The organism is Methylomusa anaerophila (assembly GCF_003966895.1).
Taxonomy (GTDB): domain Bacteria; phylum Bacillota; class Negativicutes; order Sporomusales; family Sporomusaceae; genus Methylomusa; species Methylomusa anaerophila.
On sequence record NZ_AP018449.1, the window covers coordinates 2,601,739 to 2,619,950 of the forward strand.

Here is an 18,212-nt window from a genome sequence, read left to right on the forward strand (position 1 = left end):
GTATCATGTATTTTAAGGTGGTGCGGCCCGGGATTAGGCCCCTTATCGGGCTTAATCAGAGCCATACTTTGAAAGTGTGGTTTTGATTAAGGAAGGTTTAAAATGGCATATATACAGAAAGAAAGAGAAGGTTATTGTTCACATTCTCAATGCCCATTTCCGGTCAAAACAACTCATGGTTATGAATGTATTGATATTAGCGGTGGTTTTTGTGAAATAGGGGACGATTGTTTACCAGAACGTGAGTTTTCTTGGAAGTATATCTTGAACAAGCAAAAGATCAGAAATACCAGGACTCGCATACCGAATTTGGAAAACACTTAGCTAATCTAAAAATGAAATTGACAGACGATCCTATAGATAATGAAAAAATAAGGAATCTTTGTAGTGAAATACACAAGCTAGGTTCGATATACTGACATGAGCTTTTCATTGTTTATTTCATTCTATGTAGGTAATAGAGTTATTTTTTTCAGGAATATGATTGGGAAATCATATAATCGAAAAATTTTTGCTAAAGATTTTTTTATTTTCTTTCGATAATATTTGTAAAGATCTATTTTGAGGTGGAGCAAGTGAATATTACAACGATAAAGGGTCAAGATCTGCCGGCCGGCAACTATTCTACGGGTTCGTCTTCCAGTACTGACAGCCAAACCGCAAATGAGAATTCTATTATACAAGTTGAGGATTTATTTTTGCAAACAAGTAATGTTGGCGGCGATAAAGATGCCAAGACAGCCGATGCTGCAAAAGTGAAAAATCAGGCTCAGGCTCTGACAAAACTGATGCAATTAATGAATGCCGACCTGCAATTTGAAGTTCATGAGGAAACTAAATCTCTTATGGTCAAACTTGTTGATGTGAAGACTCAGAAAGTTCTCAAAGAGTTTCCACCCCACGAATTTTTGGATATGATCGCCAAGATCAGGCATTATGTTGGAGTTCTGCTGGATAAACAAGCGTAAAATCTGATTTATTGGAGGAGTAAAAAATGGTTACAAGGATATCCGGTTTAGGTTCAGGTTATGATATTGATTCCATGGTGAGTGCATTGATGCAAGCTCAACGTATTCCCCTGGACAAACTCAACCAGAACAAGACGCTGTTGGAATGGAAAAAAGACGATTATAGTACAACGTATAATTCCATTAACGATTTGTATACCAAGCTCTTTGACTACACACAGAGTGCAACGGTTCTTCCGCTACAGGCAACATCATCGAATGAGTCGGTTGCGACCATGACGGCAGCCGGCAGTGCCGCAACGGTAAGTCACACCCTGGTGGTTACCCAACTGGCTGCCGGCGCGAATGTCACCAGCGCGGATTCATTGGGATCACAGTCTGACAAGACTTCCTTGTCTGCCCAGTTTGCCGGGAATCCCAGTCTGCCCGGCGCCGACTTTAATATTGTAATCAATGGCAAGACGATTGCTGTTAAAACCGGTGAAAGCATTAACACAATGATCGTCAACATCAATGCCGCCGGGGCCGGCGTAAAAGCCAGTTATGATTCCAACTTAGACCGGGTCTTTATTAATTCCACTGCTACCGGCGCCGCCGCAACCATTGATTTTACTGGTACCGATGCTAACGGCCAGGCGTTTTTGAAGGATGTGCTAAAGTTTGTTGATGGTTCCGGCAGCTTAAAGACGGTTACTGCCGGCCAGGATGCCGCATTTACTTTAGATGGTGTTGACCTTACTGCGGCCACTAATAATTTTGCAATTGCCAATGTAAGTTACACTTTGAAATCAGCCGGCACCACTTCCGTTAGTGTATCCACCGATGTCGACACAATTGTAAAAAATGTAAAATCATTTGTTGATTCCTACAATTCACTTTTGTCCAGCATGAATACCGAAGTAAATGAAAAACGCAACCGGGATTACCTGCCGTTAACAGACACCCAGAAAGGAGACATGAAGGATTCCGAGATCACAGCGTGGGAAGCCAAAGCCAAAAGCGGCATGCTGTATCATGATTCAATCTTAAACACTACAATAGACAAAATGCGTACGGATATTTATACTCCTGTTTCCGGCATAACCGGAACATACAACTCATTGTCGTCTTTAGGCATAACTACCGGCGGCTATTACGAAAACGGCAAATTATACCTGGATGAGGACAAGCTGCGTACGGCCCTGGCAGATGACCCGCAGGCAGTAAGCAAACTGTTTGTTACCTCGGGCACCACTAGCAGTACAAAAGGGGTCGTCAATCGGTTGCGCGATGACCTCAAAGCAGCTATGGACAATATCGGCAGTAGTGATTACACTGCGAAATCCATCCAAGAGTCACTAGCGAAACAAATTAAGGACTATAACAGCCGGATCTCGGATCTGACAAATCGCTTAACCGATATTGAGACCCGGTATTACCGGCAGTTTGACGCTATGGATCAGTTGGTGCAGCAAATGAATCAGCAAAGTTCATGGTTGTCGCAATTTACCAGTGGTTGATTAAGGGGGCCCATTCATGAACGCTTTTACGACTGCCGACGTGTACAAGAATCAGCAAGTATTAACCGCGCCGCCTGAGCAGCTTACCTTAATGTTATATAATGGAGCAATTCGGTTTATCAATGAATGCATTCATGCTATTAATGAAGGCAAGGTGGAAAAAGCTCATAATGCCAATATACGAACCCAGCAGATTATCAGCGAGCTTATGACAACTTTGGACATGCAGTATGATATATCCAAGAATTTGATGGCGCTGTACGACTATATACAATACCGCTTACAGATGGGTAATGTAAAGAAAGATGTTGCGCAAATGGAAGAAGCTAAAGGCTTGGTGACTGAGTTGCGGGATACCTGGCTGCAAGCGATGAAGCTGGCCCGTAAGGAACGTGGCGCTGATGCTTCGGACCAAGCCTACGCAAGGCAACGCCATGGCTGATGTATTAACTAGAGGTATCCGTCAATTGTGGCTTGACTACCAGTTTCTCACAATCGAAATAAATAAGTTTGCCGAACAGCAGCATCTGGAACTGGTGTCCGAGTTAATGAGCCAGCGGGAAAAACTACAAACCATCATTGCTGAGAGGAATGATACAGAGTTTATTTACTCGGAAGAGGGAATTGAAATTCTAAAAAATATTCAAGAACTAAATCAGCTTGCCGGACAAAAACTTCAGTTCATGTCGAATCGCGCCAAACAACAACGGTCTGTTTCCCAAGCCTATGAAGGTACGGGGGAAGCATTTTCAGTCGGTCGCCGCATGAATAGAGAAACCTAATAGAATTTGGCAACGCCCATGCCTCTCAGTTAGGAAAATGCCAGGTGCATCCTATGAGAGGCATTTTGCTTCATCATATGATTAGTTTTTGACGTTAGCTTTTAAAATGATTAGGACGGATTAATAATGGAGGATGATTGGGTGGGACATATCCGGGAAATCCGGCCGGTTAAAGCTCATAGCGGGTCTCTAACCTTGCAGGCGGAAACGGGCGCCGGCCGGAATTATTTTTTGCACAGTGTTTACGATCCGGAAGCAGAAGCGCAAAACTGGCTGAAATGGGTCAGGCTCACACCCAATACGGCTTATCTGGTATATGGATTTGGGTTTGGTTATTATGTTAAAGCGTTGTTGGATAAGCTGCCGGAAAATTGCCGGATTTTTGTTATAGAGTATTCGTACGAGGAAAGCTTTGCCCGGGCTGCCGCCCAATTATGGCCTGATATGCGCTGGATGGCGGACAAGCGAATTGTTTACCTGACAGGCCCAAACATCCGCAATATAGTTGGGGCGGCGGTGGAATATATCCGGACAAACGTATTGGATACCATTACTGTTTGCCGGCACTTTGCCGTTATGCAGCTATTTCCGGAATTTTTCCGCCAGCTGGAAGATGAGTTGGTGCGGGAGGTTATGGACCAGTTAGCCCTGAATGTCGGCTTTGCCCTGAAATATGGTTTGCTGTATCTGGAAAACTGTTGGCGCAATCTGCCGCATATTTTCAGTAGTCCGGGCAACGGACAATATACCGATATGTTTAATGGTATGCCGGCAATTATTGTCGCTTCCGGCCCGTCCTTGGACAAAAATGTTGATTTACTGCACCACTATTTGGATAAAGCCGTCATTATTGCGGCCAGTACGGCAATTGGCGCCTTAAACAAGCGGGGCATTGTTCCCCATTTTTTGGTGGCCATAGATCCCAATCCCGCAATGTATCAAGTATTATGTCATGATATTGGTACTGCCTCGACATTGGTTGCCACCTATGACACCGATAAAGATCTTATCGCCCGCTACCCCGGCCCTAAATTGTTTTGCCGGGCATCGGGCGGGGATGATCTGGCTCAACTGGCGAAATACCTGCCAGCGGTCACTGTACTGCAGCGCAGCCTTAGCGGTGCTACTGTCGCCTTTGAATTTGCCAATCACATTGGTGCTGATCCCATCATATTTATCGGTCAGGATATGGCCTTCGCTGAAGGGCGCAGTCATGCTACGGGTGTAAGGACAAACTATAACGAAAATGATCCCCAGTCGTCGTATTATTGGGTGAAAGGTCAAAACGGCGAGGTGTTAAAAGCCAACCGTTTTTTGAAAGACTTGCGGGAATATTTCATTAGCCGGATCGCGACAGTTTACAAAAATAAGACGATAATCAACGCCACTGAGGGCGGCGCCTATTTGGACGGAGCGATGCACATGCCGTTGCGGGAGGCTGCGACACAGTACTTTGGGCGCACCATTGACGTTGCCGGGAATATTGCGCGGGTACATAAGCAATTTACACCTGCAAACCCTAAACGCTTGCTGCAGGCTATCCAGAGCCTGGGTGAAACCGCCGGGAAAGTCATAAAGGAAATTACATCCCTTAATAATGAAGAGTTTCGCGCCGGGCTGACTGTGGCGGAGGCTATCGAATGTTATCAAAAGGCATTTGCCAAACTTCGCAAATCGAATATTTATCCATTTATTGCGTTCTATATAGATGCCTGCTACTTACGCCAGGTCTACGAACACCGGGAAGGATGCCCGGCAGCTCAGCAGCTTGCCGACTGGGAAGAATTATTCCGGCGGGTAGAACAGGCCCTTACCCTAATTTCATCACAAGTTGATGCAACCGTACTCTCCTTGCAAAATAAAAGGAAGATTTAGACAAAAGCGGGTGAAGTTGATTGTATGCCGGAAAGCCAAAAAATTAAAGAAATACTGATATCTTTACGCAATACTGCCGAACATTATTATCAGAGTTCTTTTCAACTGGAACCCTATCGCTGTAAAGCTATTTTATCCCTGCTTGTGCAAGATTTACAAAAAATGGAATCGCATCTGGGGCCCGAGGGACAGACCGAACTCTGCCGCATTACCGATTTGGTTTGGACGGCGTTGGAGGCTGAGGATTGGGTCTTAGTAAGGGACTATCTTCATTATGAATTAGAACCATGGTTGGCGCAGCTGGCAATTGGGGATGAAAAGCCATCTGTTTTTTGATATAATAAACTTACAATCAATTGACGGGAGGTGTCGCTATGGCTGCTGAATCTCAATGTAACGAGGCTGCTTTACCGTATGAAGCCGGGACAAAAGGAAGGTATACCTATGAAGATTACGCGCGGCTGCCGGCAGGAGCGCCATACCAGTTGATTGGGGGAGAGTTGGTGATGGCGCCGTCGCCGGGGAAAAGGCATCAAAAGATTTTACTCAAACTTGCCATTGCATTTGAGCGATTTATTGAAAATAACAATAGCGGCGAGCTGTTTATAGCGCCGCGGGATGTGTATCTGGCTGCCAAGGAAACTTACCAACCGGATATTCTGTTCATCGCCGGCGAACGGGTTGAAATTTCCGCCGAGGATAAAGTAAACGGCGCGCCTGATCTGGTGGTGGAAATATTATCGCCGTCTACAGCGTATTATGATTTGCGTAAAAAGTATAAGGTGTACGAAAAGTACGGTGTTAAAGAATATTGGATTGTTGACCCCGAGGAAAACAGCGTTGAGGTATATCAGTTGTCGGACGGGAAGTTTGTTCCTGCAGCGCGGGCGGAAGGGACAGGTGTCGTAGATTCAGTATTGTTGCCGGGTTTTCGTGTGAAGATTGAGGATATTTTCAAACTCTAGACATTAACGGGTTAGAACGTGCCGTATAGTGAAAAATATACGCTTGCTTTTTTGGGGTATGAATTTTATAATTTAAACTAAGAACCAGTTTGCTTAGGTCTGTGGTTGAAAATCGATGCCAGTCGCAGGCGAAACGATCCACGTAAGGAGTCAAAATGGCTTTGAGCATGGTGCGGCTTAGATGTAAGTCCTGCCGAGTTGAGAAGTGGGAGGCGGGAAGTTGAATGTGGGAAAGGGTGCATTCAAACCCCGGCGAGATGGATAATTCGAGAGAGGTAGTAGTGAGGGGATGGGAATCTGGTAGCGAACCTTCCAGCAGGCGAGTGTGGGGTCAAAGACCAGGTCGGCTAAGCAGCGGTTTTTAATTTCTAAAGGTGAGGGGATTTCGTTAATGGCTTTTCAGGACAAAACTCTTAAGTGCAAAGACTGTGGAAAAGATTTTATTTTCACAGCAGGAGAGCAGGAGTTCTATGCAGAAAAAGGGTTTGAAAATGAACCTGCTCGTTGCCGCGAGTGCCGTGGTAACAGACGGCGGAGCCGTGAAGGCGGCGAAGCTCAAGGGACCCAGCGCGAAATGCATGAAGCGGTGTGTGCTCAATGTGGTGTAGTCACGCAAGTTCCTTTTAAACCCCGCAATGACCGTCCTATCTATTGCCGCGACTGTTTTATAGCCAGAAAAGAACAAGAATAATTCTTGCAACTATAACGCCCGGGAAACCGGGCTTTTACTTTTTTAGTCAACAGAAAGTATTGGTGCATTGGTTTCTTCATTTAGGGAGTAACTGGTGCTGCGACCGCCTCCTGTGTCTTTTTTTAAAACCCCTTGATTTATGAGGTCGTTAATATCACGGGAAGCTGTATCTTGTGAGCATTTGGCTAATTTAGCCCATTTTGTTGAGGTTAATTTTCCTTCGAAACCATCTAAGAGTCTATTTAGAATTAAACGCTGGCGGTCATTAAGCGTAAGGTTGGCCCAAGAATTCCAATATGTTGCTTTACGGAGTACATCTGCCAATATTATCTCCGCACTATCAAAGGCATGATCCAGGCAATCCAGGAACCACTCTAACGGCTCTGTAATGTCAAGTGTCCCTTTTTGAGCATATTCCAGCATATCGTAATAGTCCTCTCTTTCTTGCCGTACTTGCGCCGACATGCTGTAGAAACGTTGTGTGTTTTGTTCGGAACGAGCGAGCATCATATCGGTGATTGCGCGCGCGATACGCCCGTTGCCGTCTTCGAATGGATGGATAGTCACGAACCAAAGGTGGGCAATACCGGCACGTAAGACAGGATCGGTGCCGTCTTCGCCATTGTACCAGTCAAAAAAGGCCAGCTTCATCCGTTGCTGGTTGAAAATATTGTGAAAAAATTTCATGATCCCGACCAAAACACAGGCAATGCTCAATTGATTTTTCCACTCATAATACCAATTTATTGACGCAAACCCTATTTCGCCGTGATCAGGTTTGGTTTGTGGAGAAGAGCCCGGAAACGGGTGCTACCGACATTTATTCTTTACTTGATATAGGCGTTCGTAAGGATGAAAATATCGAAAAAGGATATTTGGCTGGGCGATACGGCGCTGTGCCCTTTCTGGGAGAGGAGCCGGAGTGCAATGGCTAAAATAACGGAAGCTCCTCGCAGTAGAAATAGAAGGCAACCGGGGTATACTGCCCTTATCGTTTGTGAAGGCGCGAAAACAGAAAGGATCTATCTGCGAACTTATCGGACATTCAGTGCGGCCGGCTAAAATCGCCTATAGACTGTGCCGTCGTTGCGGGGGCCTACTGCCAGCACTCGGACAACACCGTCTTGAACATCGTACACAATGCGATACTCGCCGATATCCACCCGGCGATAGTCGGAGCCGGTCAGCTTCTCGGAGTCGTTGGGGAACGGGTTGCGGAGAAGGGAGAGCATTTTCAAAGCCACTTGCTTAAACTGCTTGTTTTCCAGGTCTGCCAGGGCCTTCCCGGCCCGGTTGGAGAGGTCCAGCACGTAGCTATTCGGCATCCAGCCGCTCCTTCAAGAACTGCGCGGTCTTCTCCGGCCCCATAAGCCCGCTCTTTAGCCCTTCCTCCGCCTGGGCAATCCAGTAGGCATCCTCCAAAGCCTGAAGCTCCCGAAACCGTTCAACCGAAAGGACGACTACGACCTCCTTGCCGGATTTTTCGATAATAACCGGCTTGACGCGAGCTGCGTCGATGATCTGCCCGAACTTCTGTTTTGCGACGCTGGCGGAAACGGTCATGCCCGACACCTCCTTTAATCAAAATGGCCATTTTGTCTATATTGTCCATTTTGATTATAATATATCACGGCAATTATCGAAAGTCCAGGGGAATTTTACTGGCCAGCGCCCGCAGTGCGCTTCACCCCAATCCGGCCTTGGCCGCATGCCGGGCAGACCTTCGGCTGCTCGTCGGCACCTTTACTATATGGAATTCAAAAATGATTTTCTATTAATCGTAATGCTAGGAACGCTTCGACGCTGCCGCTTAACCTACGCTTATCCTAGCATTACGATTGTAACTCATTTTTGAAAACTATATAGATTAGTAGAAAAGGTGCGTCTTCTAAAAAATTTCTTGAAAAATCCGACATCTAGACGTATAATTATTTACGACTTGTACTATTATGTCGAGGGGGGAACCGCAAATGACAAAAAAGACCATTGCTCTCATTGTATTAACCATGTTCCTGTTGACCTTAGGGCTTGCCGGCTGTGGCGGGCAGCAGGCAGCAAAATCGGCGGAGCAGTCTGCGGCTAAAACGCTGAAAGTAGGTTCAGACACCGCCTTTGCTCCGTTTGAAGTCCAGGATGAAAAGACCAAGGAATATGTCGGTTTTGACATGGACCTGATTAAAGCCCTTGGCAAGCAAATGGGAATACCGGTTGAAGTTCAAAGCATGAACTTTGATGGTCTCATTCCGGCACTGGAAGCGGGAAATATCGACATGGTTATTTCCGCGATGACGATCACGCCGGAACGGGCACAAAAAGTAAACTTCTCCAAACCTTACTACAAATCCGGTTTGTCTATGGTGGTAAAAAGCGACAATAACACGCTGAAATCCTTTAAAGATTTAGAGGGTAAGCGGATTGCCGTACAAATCGGTACAACCGGCGCCGACGAAGCGAAAAAGATCAAAGACGCTAAAATCCGCGAGTTCAACACTGCTCCCGAAGCCTTTTTGGAACTTAAAGCCGGCGGTGTAGACGCTGTTGTGAATGACCTGCCTGTCAACGAATATTATATTGCTCAGGCCGGCGGCAAAGACGCCAAGATTGTTGGCGAACCGCTCACTTCGGAAGATTATGGTATTGCTACTGCCAAGAAAAATACTGAACTTGGCAACAAGATCAACAAGGCCCTTGACGAACTGAAGCAAAATGGGGAGTATGAAAAAATCTACATAAAATGGTTCGGCAAAAAACCTCCCCAATAAGGGATTCCTGTACGCAAAGGCGCGACTTCCGGGTCGCGCCTAAACTATTTTCTATCTTAATTTTCGTGCTGCTGGGGCTTTCGTGCTGTTCCGAACTGCGGCAGGCTTACATGTATACTTTTTTGCTTTGGCTAAAACATATTGACACTCCAGGCCTGGCCGCATATAATTTTTGGTGGATTGTATACATAATTTGAATTTATAAGGGTGAGATAATTGAACTTTGATTTTGACTTGATTGTCCGCTCGTTTCCCCTGTTATTAATGGGGGCGGGCGTTACCATTCAAATCACCGTTCTTAGTGTTGGTTTCGGCTTATTTATCGGTATGTTTATGGGTATGGCCCGTTTGTCGAAGGTTTGGGCAATCAAAGCTTTGGCTGCGGTTTATGTGGATTTTATTCGCGGTACCCCGCTTCTGGTGCAAATTTTCATTATTTACTTTGCTTTGCCCCTAGTATTAGGTCAGCGTATTGATCCTTTTTTTGCCGCCATTACCGCCTGCAGTATTAATAGCGGCGCTTATTTGGCCGAAATTTTCCGGGCCGGTATCCAGTCCATCGACCAAGGGCAGATGGAGGCCGGCCGATCGCTGGGTATGACTTGGGCCCAGACTATGCGCTATATTATTTTGCCACAGGCATTTAAACGGATTATTCCGCCTTTGGGTAACGAGTTCATTGCCATGTTAAAAGATTCTTCTTTGGTATCGGTTATCGGCTTTGAAGAGCTTACCCGTCGCGGTCAAATGATTATTGCCCGCACGTATGGATCTTTTGAAATCTGGCTGACAGTGGCTTTTATTTATCTTATTATGACGCTGACCATATCCCGCCTGGTGGATTATCTTGAGCGGAGGTACAAAATTGATGATAAGCATTAACAACCTTCATAAAAAATTTGGCGGGCTGCATGTGTTGAAAGGGGTCAGCGCCCATATCAACGAGCAGGAGGTAGTGGTTATTATCGGCCCCAGCGGTTCAGGGAAAAGTACGCTTTTACGCTGCATCAATTACCTGGAGCAGCCTACGGAAGGGGAAATTATTGTTGACGGCATTCCCTTAAATAACGAAGCAAATATCAACAAAGTCCGGGAAGAAGTCGGCATGGTGTTCCAGCGATTTAACCTGTTCCCGCATATGACCGTATTGGAAAATATCACCTTAGCGCCGGCGAAAGTACGTAATGTGTCCCGGGCGGAGGCGGAACAAACCGCTCTTGGTTTACTCGCGAAAGTCGGTCTTGCCGATAAAGCTAACTCCTATCCGGACCAACTGTCCGGCGGGCAGCAGCAGCGGGTGGCTATTGCCAGAGCCCTGGCTATGCGTCCCAAGGTTATGCTGTTTGACGAACCCACATCCGCCCTTGATCCGGAGATGATTAAAGAAGTGCTGGATGTTATGAAAGCTCTGGCCAATGAAGGAATGACCATGGTGGTGGTTACTCACGAAATGGGTTTTGCCCGCGAGGTAGGCGACAGGGTCATCTTTATGGATGAGGGCCGAATTGTTGAGGAAGGTAATCCGAATGAGATTTTTTTAAACGCGAAAGAAGAGAGGACACAGACTTTTCTGTCGAAAATATTATAGCTCCTCCCGCCGGGAAGTTACATTGTTACATTGACATGAATCCCAATTTATGTTATAATCCCATCTGTGGCCAACGATTGGCCTGTAGTTCAATCTTAGGAGGAGTTTCAAATGATTGGAAAAGTTAAATGGTTTAGCGCGGAAAAAGGGTACGGTTTTATTGAAAGGGAAGATGGTGGCGACGTATTCGTTCATTTTTCCGCTATCCAGGATCAAGGATTTAAAACCTTGAATGAAGGTCAACAAGTAGAATTTGATATTGTCGAAGGCGCACGCGGACCGCAAGCTGCCAACGTATATAAAGTATAATTGCTTGTTTGTCCCAACCCGGCGGTAACGCCGGGTTATTTAATTTACAAATTAAATAATTATTGAATTTTATGAACTTTTGGACAGGAATTTTTATACTAATAGGGAATACTAAATAACAAGGGTAACTACTTAAGTTGTAAGTCGTCAAATGCCTCGAACTGCTTAGAAATCGTCAGATACCGTTGCATATGAAAAAAACTTATTGCAATGATATTTGCTAATTACGGTTCGAACTATCATAGTCAGACCGTAGGCGCGACGACGATTCTGATTTCGTTGACTTAGCATAATAGTTTGTGCGGGGACCTTACGCAAGCGTACTGGTTGTACGCTGGAGTGAGGACCGCAGGAGCAACGACGCAGATGGCGGTTTATAAGCAGTTCCCTACTTAAGGTGAAAAGTTATGAATTCAGAAAGGGGATGCGTAGTATGGCAATTACAGTACGTGGAAAGAACATTGAGATTACATCAGCATTGAAAGACTACGTCGCCAAGCGTGTGGGCAAAATTACCAAGTATTTCGACCCCGCCAGCCTGGGTGATATTACTGCAATCCTCACCGTGGAGAAAGGTCGCCACATCGTTGAAGTCACAGCCGCTGTAAACGGACTGCTCTTACGGGGCGAAGAGGCCACCAGCGACATGTATGCATCCGTTGATTTGGTGATTGAGAAGCTGGAAAAACAAATTGAAAAATATAAAACCAAACTTTCGCGGAAATTCCGTTCCGGTGGTTTTAAAGCCGATCTGACACCGGCGGCAACCTTGGCAAGCGAAGCTGAAGCTTTTGCAGAAGCTGAAGTTGTAAAAACCAAGCGGTTCGCCGTGAAACCGATGGCCCTGGACGAGGCGATTATGCAGATGAACCTTATCCATCACGATTTTTATGTATTTAGGAATGCGGATACGGAAGAGGTCAATGTGATCTATCGACGTAGAGACGGTAATTACGGGCTTATCGAACCTGAATATTAATATAAGCTAAGCCGGGCTTTTATAGCCCGGCTTAGCTTATAGGTATTCAGAATTCAGAATTCAGTAGTCAGCGCATTTCCGACCGGCGTTTTATAATAATTTCCGCCAGGGATGCCCTCTCCAGCTCCTGGCCTTTTTGCCCGAATTCCTGCCTTGAAATTATGCCTTTCTCAATCAGCAATTCAATGAGGACGGAAATTGCCAGGGTATTTCTATAATCTATGTCCTTCATATCCGCCAACTGGCCGGCCGCATCAAGAACGCTTTTCACATCACGGTTCATTTGTAACCTCCCGGTAAATATTTACAATTATATATATTTATTATGTGCAATTTGGTGAAAAAAAATACGATTTGTTGTTAAAATTAAAGATTTGTTTATAAAGTTAGTAAATTGTGAAAATACATTATTGACAACCAAGTATAAATAAATTACATTTTTAAGAGAGAATTAAATATTTATTATTTATTTTTTGTTAAAAGGCACTAAACGATTGTGAATGTTCTTTTATTCACAATCACAAGTAATATCTTCGAAAGACTATTTCGAAGATATTACGGCGAATTCATTCACTTTATTTTTTTATAGGGAGGTTTCATATTTGAAAGGATTTCAAACACAGGAGTTAACCCGCGTAGTTGAAATCGACCGCAATACCTGTAAAGGCTGCGATTCCTGTAAGGCGTTCTGCCCATCAGCGGCAATCGACGGCAAATACGGTGCTGTGCATAAAATTGACAGCGAAAAATGTATTAATTGCGGTCAGTGTTTGGTGAACTGTCCTTTTGGTGCGCCGAAGGATACAGTTGACGCTGTTGACAGGGTAATTGACAAACTGAAGAACAAGCAAGTGACTGTTGTCGGTACCATCGCACCGGCCGTACGGGTTGCCATCGGCGAAGAATTCGGGATGGAGCCGGGCAGTCTGGTCACCGAGAAGCTTTATGGCGCATTAAAGCAAGCAGGTTTTAAGGTTCTTGATACCAATTTTACCGCCGATCAGACAATTATGGAAGAAGGCATGGAACTCATCGGCAAGATCCGTCACTACGCCCTGGGCGAGCCGGCGGCAGGTCATCTGGGTCCATTGCCGCAATTTACTTCCTGTTGTCCGGCGTGGATCCGGTATACCGAATTATATTATCCTGAACTTATTCCCAATTTATCATCTGCCAAGTCGCCGATGATGATGGCCGGTGCCCTGGCTAAGACTTACGGCGCAAAAGAAGTTTGGAAAATAAAGCCCGAAGACATTTATATGGTTGGTATCATGCCCTGTACCGCGAAAAAATTTGAAGCATCCCGCCCCGAGTTTGCAAGTGCCGCCCACTACTGGACTACGCAAGGCAAAAGCGGACAGTATCCGGATGTGGATGTAGTGCTTACCACCAGGGATCTTGCCCGTCTCTTTAAAAAGTTGAACATTGACGTTAAGACTGTGCCGGAATTTACCGATCAGGACAATCCTTTGGCCCAATATAGCGGCGCCGGTACTATCTTTGGCAATACCGGCGGTGTAATGGAAGCCGCCCTCCGGACTGCGTATTTCGTCATTACCGGCAAAGAGCTTGACATACTGGAATTTAAACCGGTCCGGGGACTTGCCGGCGTGAAGGAAGCCGACGTCCCGCTGAAAGATGCCAAAACCGGCAAGGAAATTACGCTGAAAGTAGCTGTGGCTCATGGCATTAAGGATAATGTGAAACCGCTTCTTGAGCAGGTTAAAGCCGGCAAATCGCCCTATCATTTCATTGAGGTCATGAACTGCCCAGGGGGCTGTGTCAATGGCGGCGGCCAGCCGATCAACCCGATGGGCACATCCTGGCTGGACAAGGCGAAAGCCATATTGCCCTGGTCATAACGTGTTGAATCTCGTATTTCTCAGTCATGGATTGCCTCGAATTGCTCAAAAATCGTCAGATACCGTTGCATATGAGAAAAACTTATTGAATATCAACTTAATAATCATTTATGATCAATCATAGTCAGACCGTCTAGGCGCGACGACGATTCTGATTTCGTTGTCCAACTTAAAGTGATAAGTTAATTGTTTATATAGGAGGTTTAGTATGGCCCGTTATGATTATATTGAAAAAGCCGTGAAAGTTACCCGGCGGGAGTTTCTCGGTGTTTTGGGAGTAGCCGGCGCTGTTTTGTGGACAGGCGCCTATGTGGCCACCGATTTAGTGCAGGACCGGACCAAATATATTAAAATGAGAACCAAGGGACTCTACCAAGATGACAATAAAGCTAAAATTCGTCAAAGCCACAACAACAAGGCTGTGCAGGATGTGTACGCCAAGTTCGCGGAAAAACCCCTCAGCCACTTGGCCGAAGAGCTGTTTCATACCAAGTACGTTAACCGGACCAAGTTAGGGTAAAGGAGGAGAAAACTAATATGAGTCAACATGATGAGCACGGCCCGCGGGTGTTAAAGCACCCTTTGATTTCCCGACTGTTTCATTGGGGACTGATTTTTGGATTTTTACCGGCGGCTGTAACCGGTTTCTTTATCTGGCTTAAGCCTTTCAACGACGATATACAGAATCTGCTCATGCAAATCCATATTGTGGGTGCCGTCATTCTATCCGTTTCCGTCATTTTATTTTCCCTATTTGCATTGGACCGGATCGTGGCTTTTACTCGCAGGATCTTCACCTGGGATGAACGGGATAAAGGCTGGATGATGGTCCAGGGCGGCTATCCCCAGAAAATGCTCCTGGGCAAGATAATTCCTGTGCCGCCAATGGGTAAGATAAATTCCGGTCAAAAGATTTTCGGTATCTGTTTGCTGTTTGGCGGTGCCATCCTGATTGTTACCGGCTGGGTGCTTTACGCCTTCCTTCCGGTCGCTCCCAAACTCGTAATGTACTGGTTTGACCAGGCCCATCTGGTATTGGGAATTTTCCTCGGTTTGTTCATGATTGTTCACATATTCCTTGGAATCTACAACTGGGGTGAATTCCTGGCCATGTTCGGCGATGGCACTCAACCTCTCCATGAAGCTGAGCACCACAACCCGGTATGGGTAGAAAACGAGATTGAACCAGTGAATAAGGGCGGTATTGTCAGTACCCCCGGGCACCATCACGCAGGTTAACAAAAACTCGCATAGTAAAATACAAAGGTTAAAAACAGCCGGCTGAATGCCGGCTGTTTTTGACTTTTCATACCCATTCTGTTAAAATCATATATTAGAGCATGTTTTCTTGTATTTCTAATATTTCTTGTATTTGTATTGCCGGGAGTTGATAACTTGTTAAAGTTCATAAAGAATCTATTTGGTGACGATAACGAAAAAGAAATTAAACGCATGCAGAAAATCGTCGCGCAAATTAACGGCATTGAACCTGAACTAACGAATATGAGCGACGCATCCCTGACAGCTAAAACAGGCGAATTCAGGCGTCGATTGGAAAAAGACCAGCCTCTGGATGATATTCTGCCTGAGGCATTCGCTGTAGTCAGGGAGGCATCCCGCCGGGTACTGGCCATGCGACATTTTGACGTCCAGTTACTTGGCGGCATTACCCTGCATGAGGGTAAAATCTCCGAAATGCGTACCGGTGAAGGGAAAACTTTGGTAGCTACCTTGCCGGTTTATTTAAATGCCCTCACCGGCCGGGGAGTTCACGTAGTCACCGTTAATGACTACCTGGCCCGCCGGGATAGCGAGTGGATGGGGAAATTGTACCGCTTTTTGGGGCTGTCGGTTGGCCTTATTATTCATGGCCTTGACTATGATGAACGGCGTATGGCGTACAATGCCGACGTTACTTACGGCACCAACAATGAATTCGGCTTTGATTATCTGCGGGATAACATGGTAATTCATGCGGAACAAATGGTGCAGCGGCCGCTTCATTACGCCATCGTCGACGAAGTGGACAGCATTTTGGTCGACGAAGCCCGAACCCCGCTTATTATCTCGGGACCAGGCGAGAAATCAACCGACAAATACTATGTTTTGGCTAAAGTTGTACCCAAACTTAAAGAGGGCGAAGACTACACCATTGACGAAAAGGCCCATGCCGTCCTTCCCACCGAAGCCGGCATTGCCAAGGTGGAAAAGCTGCTCAACGTAACCAACTTGTACGAAAGCGACAATATGGAACTTTCCCACCATTTCAATCAGGCGCTGCGAGCCCATGCCCTGATGAAACGGGATAAGGATTACGTAGTTAAAGACGGGGAAGTTATTATCGTTGACGAATTTACCGGCCGGCTGATGTTTGGCCGGCGCTATTCTGACGGGCTCCATCAGGCTATCGAAGCCAAGGAAGGAGTCAAGATTGAACGGGAAAGCCAAACCCTGGCCGCAATTACCTTCCAAAATTATTTCCGGATGTATGGCAAGCTGGCCGGCATGACAGGCACAGCCAAAACCGAGGAACCGGAATTCCGCAAAATTTACGGCCTGGATGTTATCGTCGTTCCCACCAACAAAAACTCCGTTCGCGAGGACCTGCCCGACGTTATTTATAAGACCAAGCGGGCCAAATATAAGGCTGTTGTGGAGGAAATTGTCCAGCGGTACGCCAAAGGGCAACCTATGCTGGTGGGTACAACTTCCATCGCCCAGTCGGAAGACTTGTCTTCCATGTTGAAAAAACGCGGCGTTACCCACAACGTACTAAACGCCAAATACCATGAAATGGAGGCCCAGATTGTGGCTCAAGCCGGCCAAATGGGCGCCGTTACCATCGCCACCAATATGGCCGGCCGTGGTACCGACATTGTACTGGGAGACGGTGTTCCGGCTTTGGGCGGACTTCACATTATCGGTACGGAACGGCATGAAAGCCGGCGTATTGATAACCAGCTCCGCGGCCGGTCCGGACGTCAGGGTGACCCGGGATCTTCCCGTTTTTACCTGTCGCTGGAAGATGATCTCATGCGGTTGTTTGGCTCCGACAATATTGCCAGCATCATGGATAAACTGGGTATGGAAGAAGACGAGCCGATAGAGCACTCCCTTATTACCCGCTCCATTGAGCAGGCGCAGAAGAAAGTCGAAGCCAAAAACTTTGACATTAGAAAGTATGTTCTTGAATATGATAATGTTATGAACCAGCAGCGGGAGGTTATCTATAGCCAGCGCCGCAAAATTTTGGTTGGCGACAATCTGAAGGATAATATCTTCCTCATGATGGAAAAGATTATCGACCATGGTATGGATGTTTACGCCAACGAGAAAATCTATCCGGAAGAATGGGATTATAACGGACTGATCGAGTACTGCGAAGGTTTCTTTGCCCCCGAGGGACAATTGAAAGTTGATGACCTCGACAAACTAAGCCGGGTGGAGCTTAAAGAAGAACTGGTGCGGGTGGCAACTACCGCTTATGATGGCAGGGAGGCGCTGTTCGGAGCAGACAACATGCGGGAACTGGAAAAAGTAGTCATGCTAAAAGTGGTTGACACCAAGTGGATCGACCATCTTGACGCCATGGAAATGCTTCGCCAGGGTATCGGACTGCGGGCTTACGGCCAGAAAGACCCGCTTATCGAGTACAAAATCGAAGCTTTCGATATGTTCCAGCAGATGATTGACCATGTTCAGGAAGATATTGTCCGCTACATGTTCCATGTCAATATTATTTCGCAAACCCAGTTGCAGGACCACCTGCAGGAAGCCCAAACCAGCCACGGCGAGGAAGAGGCTCCCAAGCAACCCATCGTGAACAAGAAAGAAGTCGGCCGTAATGAGTGGTGCCCCTGCGGCAGCGGTAAGAAATACAAACACTGCTGCGGCCGCAATCAATAAAGTCTAAGAATAAGGAACGAACCGCA

Annotated in this window: 23 protein-coding genes; 19 read left to right on the forward strand and 4 right to left on the reverse strand. The window is 46.2% G+C overall.

Going from position 1 to position 18,212, the window contains the following annotated elements; translation table 11 throughout:
* The first annotated feature begins 575 nt into the window (after positions 1 to 575).
* The 8 genes from MAMMFC1_RS11765 (at position 576) to MAMMFC1_RS11800 (ending at position 6,780) form a co-directional block, all read left to right on the forward strand.
* Positions 576 to 968, forward strand: a complete 393-nt coding sequence (locus tag MAMMFC1_RS11765; protein ID WP_126308695.1) for a flagellar protein FlaG — start codon at positions 576 to 578, stop codon at positions 966 to 968.
* Between the two features lie 26 nt (positions 969 to 994).
* Positions 995 to 2,467, forward strand: a complete 1,473-nt coding sequence (gene fliD, locus MAMMFC1_RS11770) for a flagellar filament capping protein FliD (RefSeq protein ID WP_126308696.1) — start codon at positions 995 to 997, stop codon at positions 2,465 to 2,467.
* Positions 2,468 to 2,483: 16 nt separating this feature from the next.
* Positions 2,484 to 2,909 (forward strand): flagellar export chaperone FliS, encoded by a 426-nt coding sequence (gene fliS / locus MAMMFC1_RS11775; protein WP_126308697.1) that lies wholly within the window; start codon positions 2,484 to 2,486, stop codon positions 2,907 to 2,909.
* On the forward strand, positions 2,869 to 3,249 hold the full coding sequence (locus MAMMFC1_RS11780; protein WP_232035427.1) for a hypothetical protein: 381 nt from the start codon (positions 2,869 to 2,871) through the stop codon (positions 3,247 to 3,249). The genes fliS and MAMMFC1_RS11780 overlap by 41 nt, the downstream gene beginning before the upstream one ends.
* A gap of 126 nt (positions 3,250 to 3,375) precedes the next feature.
* Complete coding sequence (locus MAMMFC1_RS11785) at positions 3,376 to 5,124, forward strand: motility associated factor glycosyltransferase family protein (protein ID WP_126308699.1); 1,749 nt, start codon at positions 3,376 to 3,378, stop codon at positions 5,122 to 5,124.
* Positions 5,125 to 5,148: 24 nt separating this feature from the next.
* A complete protein-coding gene (locus MAMMFC1_RS11790; RefSeq protein ID WP_126308700.1) occupies positions 5,149 to 5,460 on the forward strand; it encodes a hypothetical protein in 312 nt (103 codons plus the stop codon).
* Positions 5,461 to 5,498: 38 nt separating this feature from the next.
* Positions 5,499 to 6,089 carry a Uma2 family endonuclease gene (locus tag MAMMFC1_RS11795; protein WP_126308701.1) on the forward strand — a complete coding sequence of 197 codons (591 nt, stop codon included), beginning with the start codon at positions 5,499 to 5,501 and terminating at the stop codon, positions 6,087 to 6,089.
* A gap of 391 nt (positions 6,090 to 6,480) precedes the next feature.
* On the forward strand, positions 6,481 to 6,780 hold the full coding sequence (locus MAMMFC1_RS11800; protein ID WP_126308702.1) for a zinc-ribbon domain containing protein: 300 nt from the start codon (positions 6,481 to 6,483) through the stop codon (positions 6,778 to 6,780).
* Between the two features lie 42 nt (positions 6,781 to 6,822).
* On the opposite strand, the gene MAMMFC1_RS11805 is transcribed toward MAMMFC1_RS11800, so the two are convergent.
* Positions 6,823 to 7,497, reverse strand: coding sequence for a Fic family protein (locus tag MAMMFC1_RS11805; protein ID WP_232035428.1), 675 nt, complete (start codon positions 7,495 to 7,497; stop codon positions 6,823 to 6,825).
* Positions 7,498 to 7,565: 68 nt separating this feature from the next.
* Here MAMMFC1_RS11805 and MAMMFC1_RS21495 point away from each other — a divergent pair, with 68 nt between their 5' ends.
* On the forward strand, positions 7,566 to 7,715 hold the full coding sequence (locus tag MAMMFC1_RS21495; protein ID WP_158618745.1) for an AAA family ATPase: 150 nt from the start codon (positions 7,566 to 7,568) through the stop codon (positions 7,713 to 7,715).
* Between the two features lie 123 nt (positions 7,716 to 7,838).
* On the opposite strand, the gene MAMMFC1_RS11810 is transcribed toward MAMMFC1_RS21495, so the two are convergent.
* Both MAMMFC1_RS11810 and MAMMFC1_RS11815 read right to left on the reverse strand, forming a co-directional pair.
* Entirely contained in the window at positions 7,839 to 8,105 is a 267-nt protein-coding gene (locus tag MAMMFC1_RS11810; RefSeq protein WP_126308703.1) for a type II toxin-antitoxin system RelE family toxin, read from the reverse strand.
* Positions 8,095 to 8,343 (reverse strand): type II toxin-antitoxin system prevent-host-death family antitoxin, encoded by a 249-nt coding sequence (locus MAMMFC1_RS11815; protein ID WP_126308704.1) that lies wholly within the window; start codon positions 8,341 to 8,343, stop codon positions 8,095 to 8,097. The genes MAMMFC1_RS11810 and MAMMFC1_RS11815 overlap by 11 nt, the downstream gene beginning before the upstream one ends.
* Positions 8,344 to 8,366: 23 nt before the next feature.
* Here MAMMFC1_RS11815 and MAMMFC1_RS21500 point away from each other — a divergent pair, with 23 nt between their 5' ends.
* From MAMMFC1_RS21500 to hpf, 6 genes are all read left to right on the forward strand, one after another.
* Positions 8,367 to 8,558 carry a hypothetical protein gene (locus MAMMFC1_RS21500; RefSeq protein ID WP_158618746.1) on the forward strand — a complete coding sequence of 64 codons (192 nt, stop codon included), beginning with the start codon at positions 8,367 to 8,369 and terminating at the stop codon, positions 8,556 to 8,558.
* Between the two features lie 192 nt (positions 8,559 to 8,750).
* Positions 8,751 to 9,542, forward strand: a complete 792-nt coding sequence (locus MAMMFC1_RS11820) for a basic amino acid ABC transporter substrate-binding protein (RefSeq protein ID WP_126308705.1) — start codon at positions 8,751 to 8,753, stop codon at positions 9,540 to 9,542.
* Between the two features lie 216 nt (positions 9,543 to 9,758).
* Positions 9,759 to 10,424: an amino acid ABC transporter permease gene (locus MAMMFC1_RS11825; protein WP_126308706.1), complete on the forward strand. Its 666-nt coding sequence runs from the start codon at positions 9,759 to 9,761 to the stop codon at positions 10,422 to 10,424.
* Positions 10,411 to 11,130: an amino acid ABC transporter ATP-binding protein gene (locus MAMMFC1_RS11830; protein WP_126310587.1), complete on the forward strand. Its 720-nt coding sequence runs from the start codon at positions 10,411 to 10,413 to the stop codon at positions 11,128 to 11,130. Before MAMMFC1_RS11825 ends, MAMMFC1_RS11830 begins: the two co-directional genes overlap by 14 nt.
* A gap of 111 nt (positions 11,131 to 11,241) precedes the next feature.
* A complete protein-coding gene (locus MAMMFC1_RS11835; RefSeq protein ID WP_126308707.1) occupies positions 11,242 to 11,439 on the forward strand; it encodes a cold shock domain-containing protein in 198 nt (65 codons plus the stop codon).
* Between the two features lie 433 nt (positions 11,440 to 11,872).
* Entirely contained in the window at positions 11,873 to 12,418 is a 546-nt protein-coding gene (gene hpf / locus MAMMFC1_RS11840) for a ribosome hibernation-promoting factor, HPF/YfiA family (protein ID WP_126308708.1), read from the forward strand.
* 67 nt (positions 12,419 to 12,485) lie between these two features.
* On the opposite strand, the gene MAMMFC1_RS11845 is transcribed toward hpf, so the two are convergent.
* The gene (locus MAMMFC1_RS11845; protein WP_126308709.1) at positions 12,486 to 12,701 is read right to left on the reverse strand and encodes a hypothetical protein; all 216 of its coding nucleotides are present in this window, start codon (positions 12,699 to 12,701) and stop codon (positions 12,486 to 12,488) included.
* 319 nt (positions 12,702 to 13,020) lie between these two features.
* Between MAMMFC1_RS11845 and MAMMFC1_RS11850 the strand changes: the two genes are divergently transcribed.
* The 4 genes from MAMMFC1_RS11850 (at position 13,021) to secA (ending at position 18,186) form a co-directional block, all read left to right on the forward strand.
* Complete coding sequence (locus MAMMFC1_RS11850) at positions 13,021 to 14,280, forward strand: [FeFe] hydrogenase, group A (protein ID WP_197723806.1); 1,260 nt, start codon at positions 13,021 to 13,023, stop codon at positions 14,278 to 14,280.
* Positions 14,281 to 14,488: 208 nt separating this feature from the next.
* Complete coding sequence (locus MAMMFC1_RS11855) at positions 14,489 to 14,800, forward strand: iron hydrogenase small subunit (protein ID WP_126308711.1); 312 nt, start codon at positions 14,489 to 14,491, stop codon at positions 14,798 to 14,800.
* Positions 14,801 to 14,817: 17 nt separating this feature from the next.
* On the forward strand, positions 14,818 to 15,519 hold the full coding sequence (locus MAMMFC1_RS11860; protein ID WP_126308712.1) for a cytochrome b/b6 domain-containing protein: 702 nt from the start codon (positions 14,818 to 14,820) through the stop codon (positions 15,517 to 15,519).
* Positions 15,520 to 15,675: 156 nt separating this feature from the next.
* Positions 15,676 to 18,186 (forward strand): preprotein translocase subunit SecA, encoded by a 2,511-nt coding sequence (gene secA, locus MAMMFC1_RS11865; RefSeq protein ID WP_126308713.1) that lies wholly within the window; start codon positions 15,676 to 15,678, stop codon positions 18,184 to 18,186.
* The last annotated feature ends 26 nt before the right edge of the window (positions 18,187 to 18,212 follow it).

Coding starts and splice junctions, on each gene's coding strand:
- MAMMFC1_RS11815 (WP_126308704.1), bottom strand. CDS start 8,343: ATGACCGTTTCCGCCAGCGTCGCAAAACAGAAGTTCGGGCAGATCATC.
- MAMMFC1_RS11855 (WP_126308711.1), top strand. CDS start 14,489: ATGGCCCGTTATGATTATATTGAAAAAGCCGTGAAAGTTACCCGGCGG.
- MAMMFC1_RS11845 (WP_126308709.1), bottom strand. CDS start 12,701: ATGAACCGTGATGTGAAAAGCGTTCTTGATGCGGCCGGCCAGTTGGCG.
- MAMMFC1_RS11820 (WP_126308705.1), top strand. CDS start 8,751: ATGACAAAAAAGACCATTGCTCTCATTGTATTAACCATGTTCCTGTTG.
- hpf (WP_126308708.1), top strand. CDS start 11,873: ATGGCAATTACAGTACGTGGAAAGAACATTGAGATTACATCAGCATTG.
- MAMMFC1_RS11835 (WP_126308707.1), top strand. CDS start 11,242: ATGATTGGAAAAGTTAAATGGTTTAGCGCGGAAAAAGGGTACGGTTTT.
- MAMMFC1_RS11860 (WP_126308712.1), top strand. CDS start 14,818: ATGAGTCAACATGATGAGCACGGCCCGCGGGTGTTAAAGCACCCTTTG.
- MAMMFC1_RS11790 (WP_126308700.1), top strand. CDS start 5,149: ATGCCGGAAAGCCAAAAAATTAAAGAAATACTGATATCTTTACGCAAT.
- MAMMFC1_RS11800 (WP_126308702.1), top strand. CDS start 6,481: ATGGCTTTTCAGGACAAAACTCTTAAGTGCAAAGACTGTGGAAAAGAT.
- MAMMFC1_RS11810 (WP_126308703.1), bottom strand. CDS start 8,105: ATGCCGAATAGCTACGTGCTGGACCTCTCCAACCGGGCCGGGAAGGCC.
- MAMMFC1_RS11785 (WP_126308699.1), top strand. CDS start 3,376: ATGGAGGATGATTGGGTGGGACATATCCGGGAAATCCGGCCGGTTAAA.
- fliD (WP_126308696.1), top strand. CDS start 995: ATGGTTACAAGGATATCCGGTTTAGGTTCAGGTTATGATATTGATTCC.
- MAMMFC1_RS11830 (WP_126310587.1), top strand. CDS start 10,411: ATGATAAGCATTAACAACCTTCATAAAAAATTTGGCGGGCTGCATGTG.
- fliS (WP_126308697.1), top strand. CDS start 2,484: ATGAACGCTTTTACGACTGCCGACGTGTACAAGAATCAGCAAGTATTA.
- MAMMFC1_RS11780 (WP_232035427.1), top strand. CDS start 2,869: ATGCTTCGGACCAAGCCTACGCAAGGCAACGCCATGGCTGATGTATTA.
- MAMMFC1_RS11795 (WP_126308701.1), top strand. CDS start 5,499: ATGGCTGCTGAATCTCAATGTAACGAGGCTGCTTTACCGTATGAAGCC.
- MAMMFC1_RS21500 (WP_158618746.1), top strand. CDS start 8,367: ATGGCCATTTTGTCTATATTGTCCATTTTGATTATAATATATCACGGC.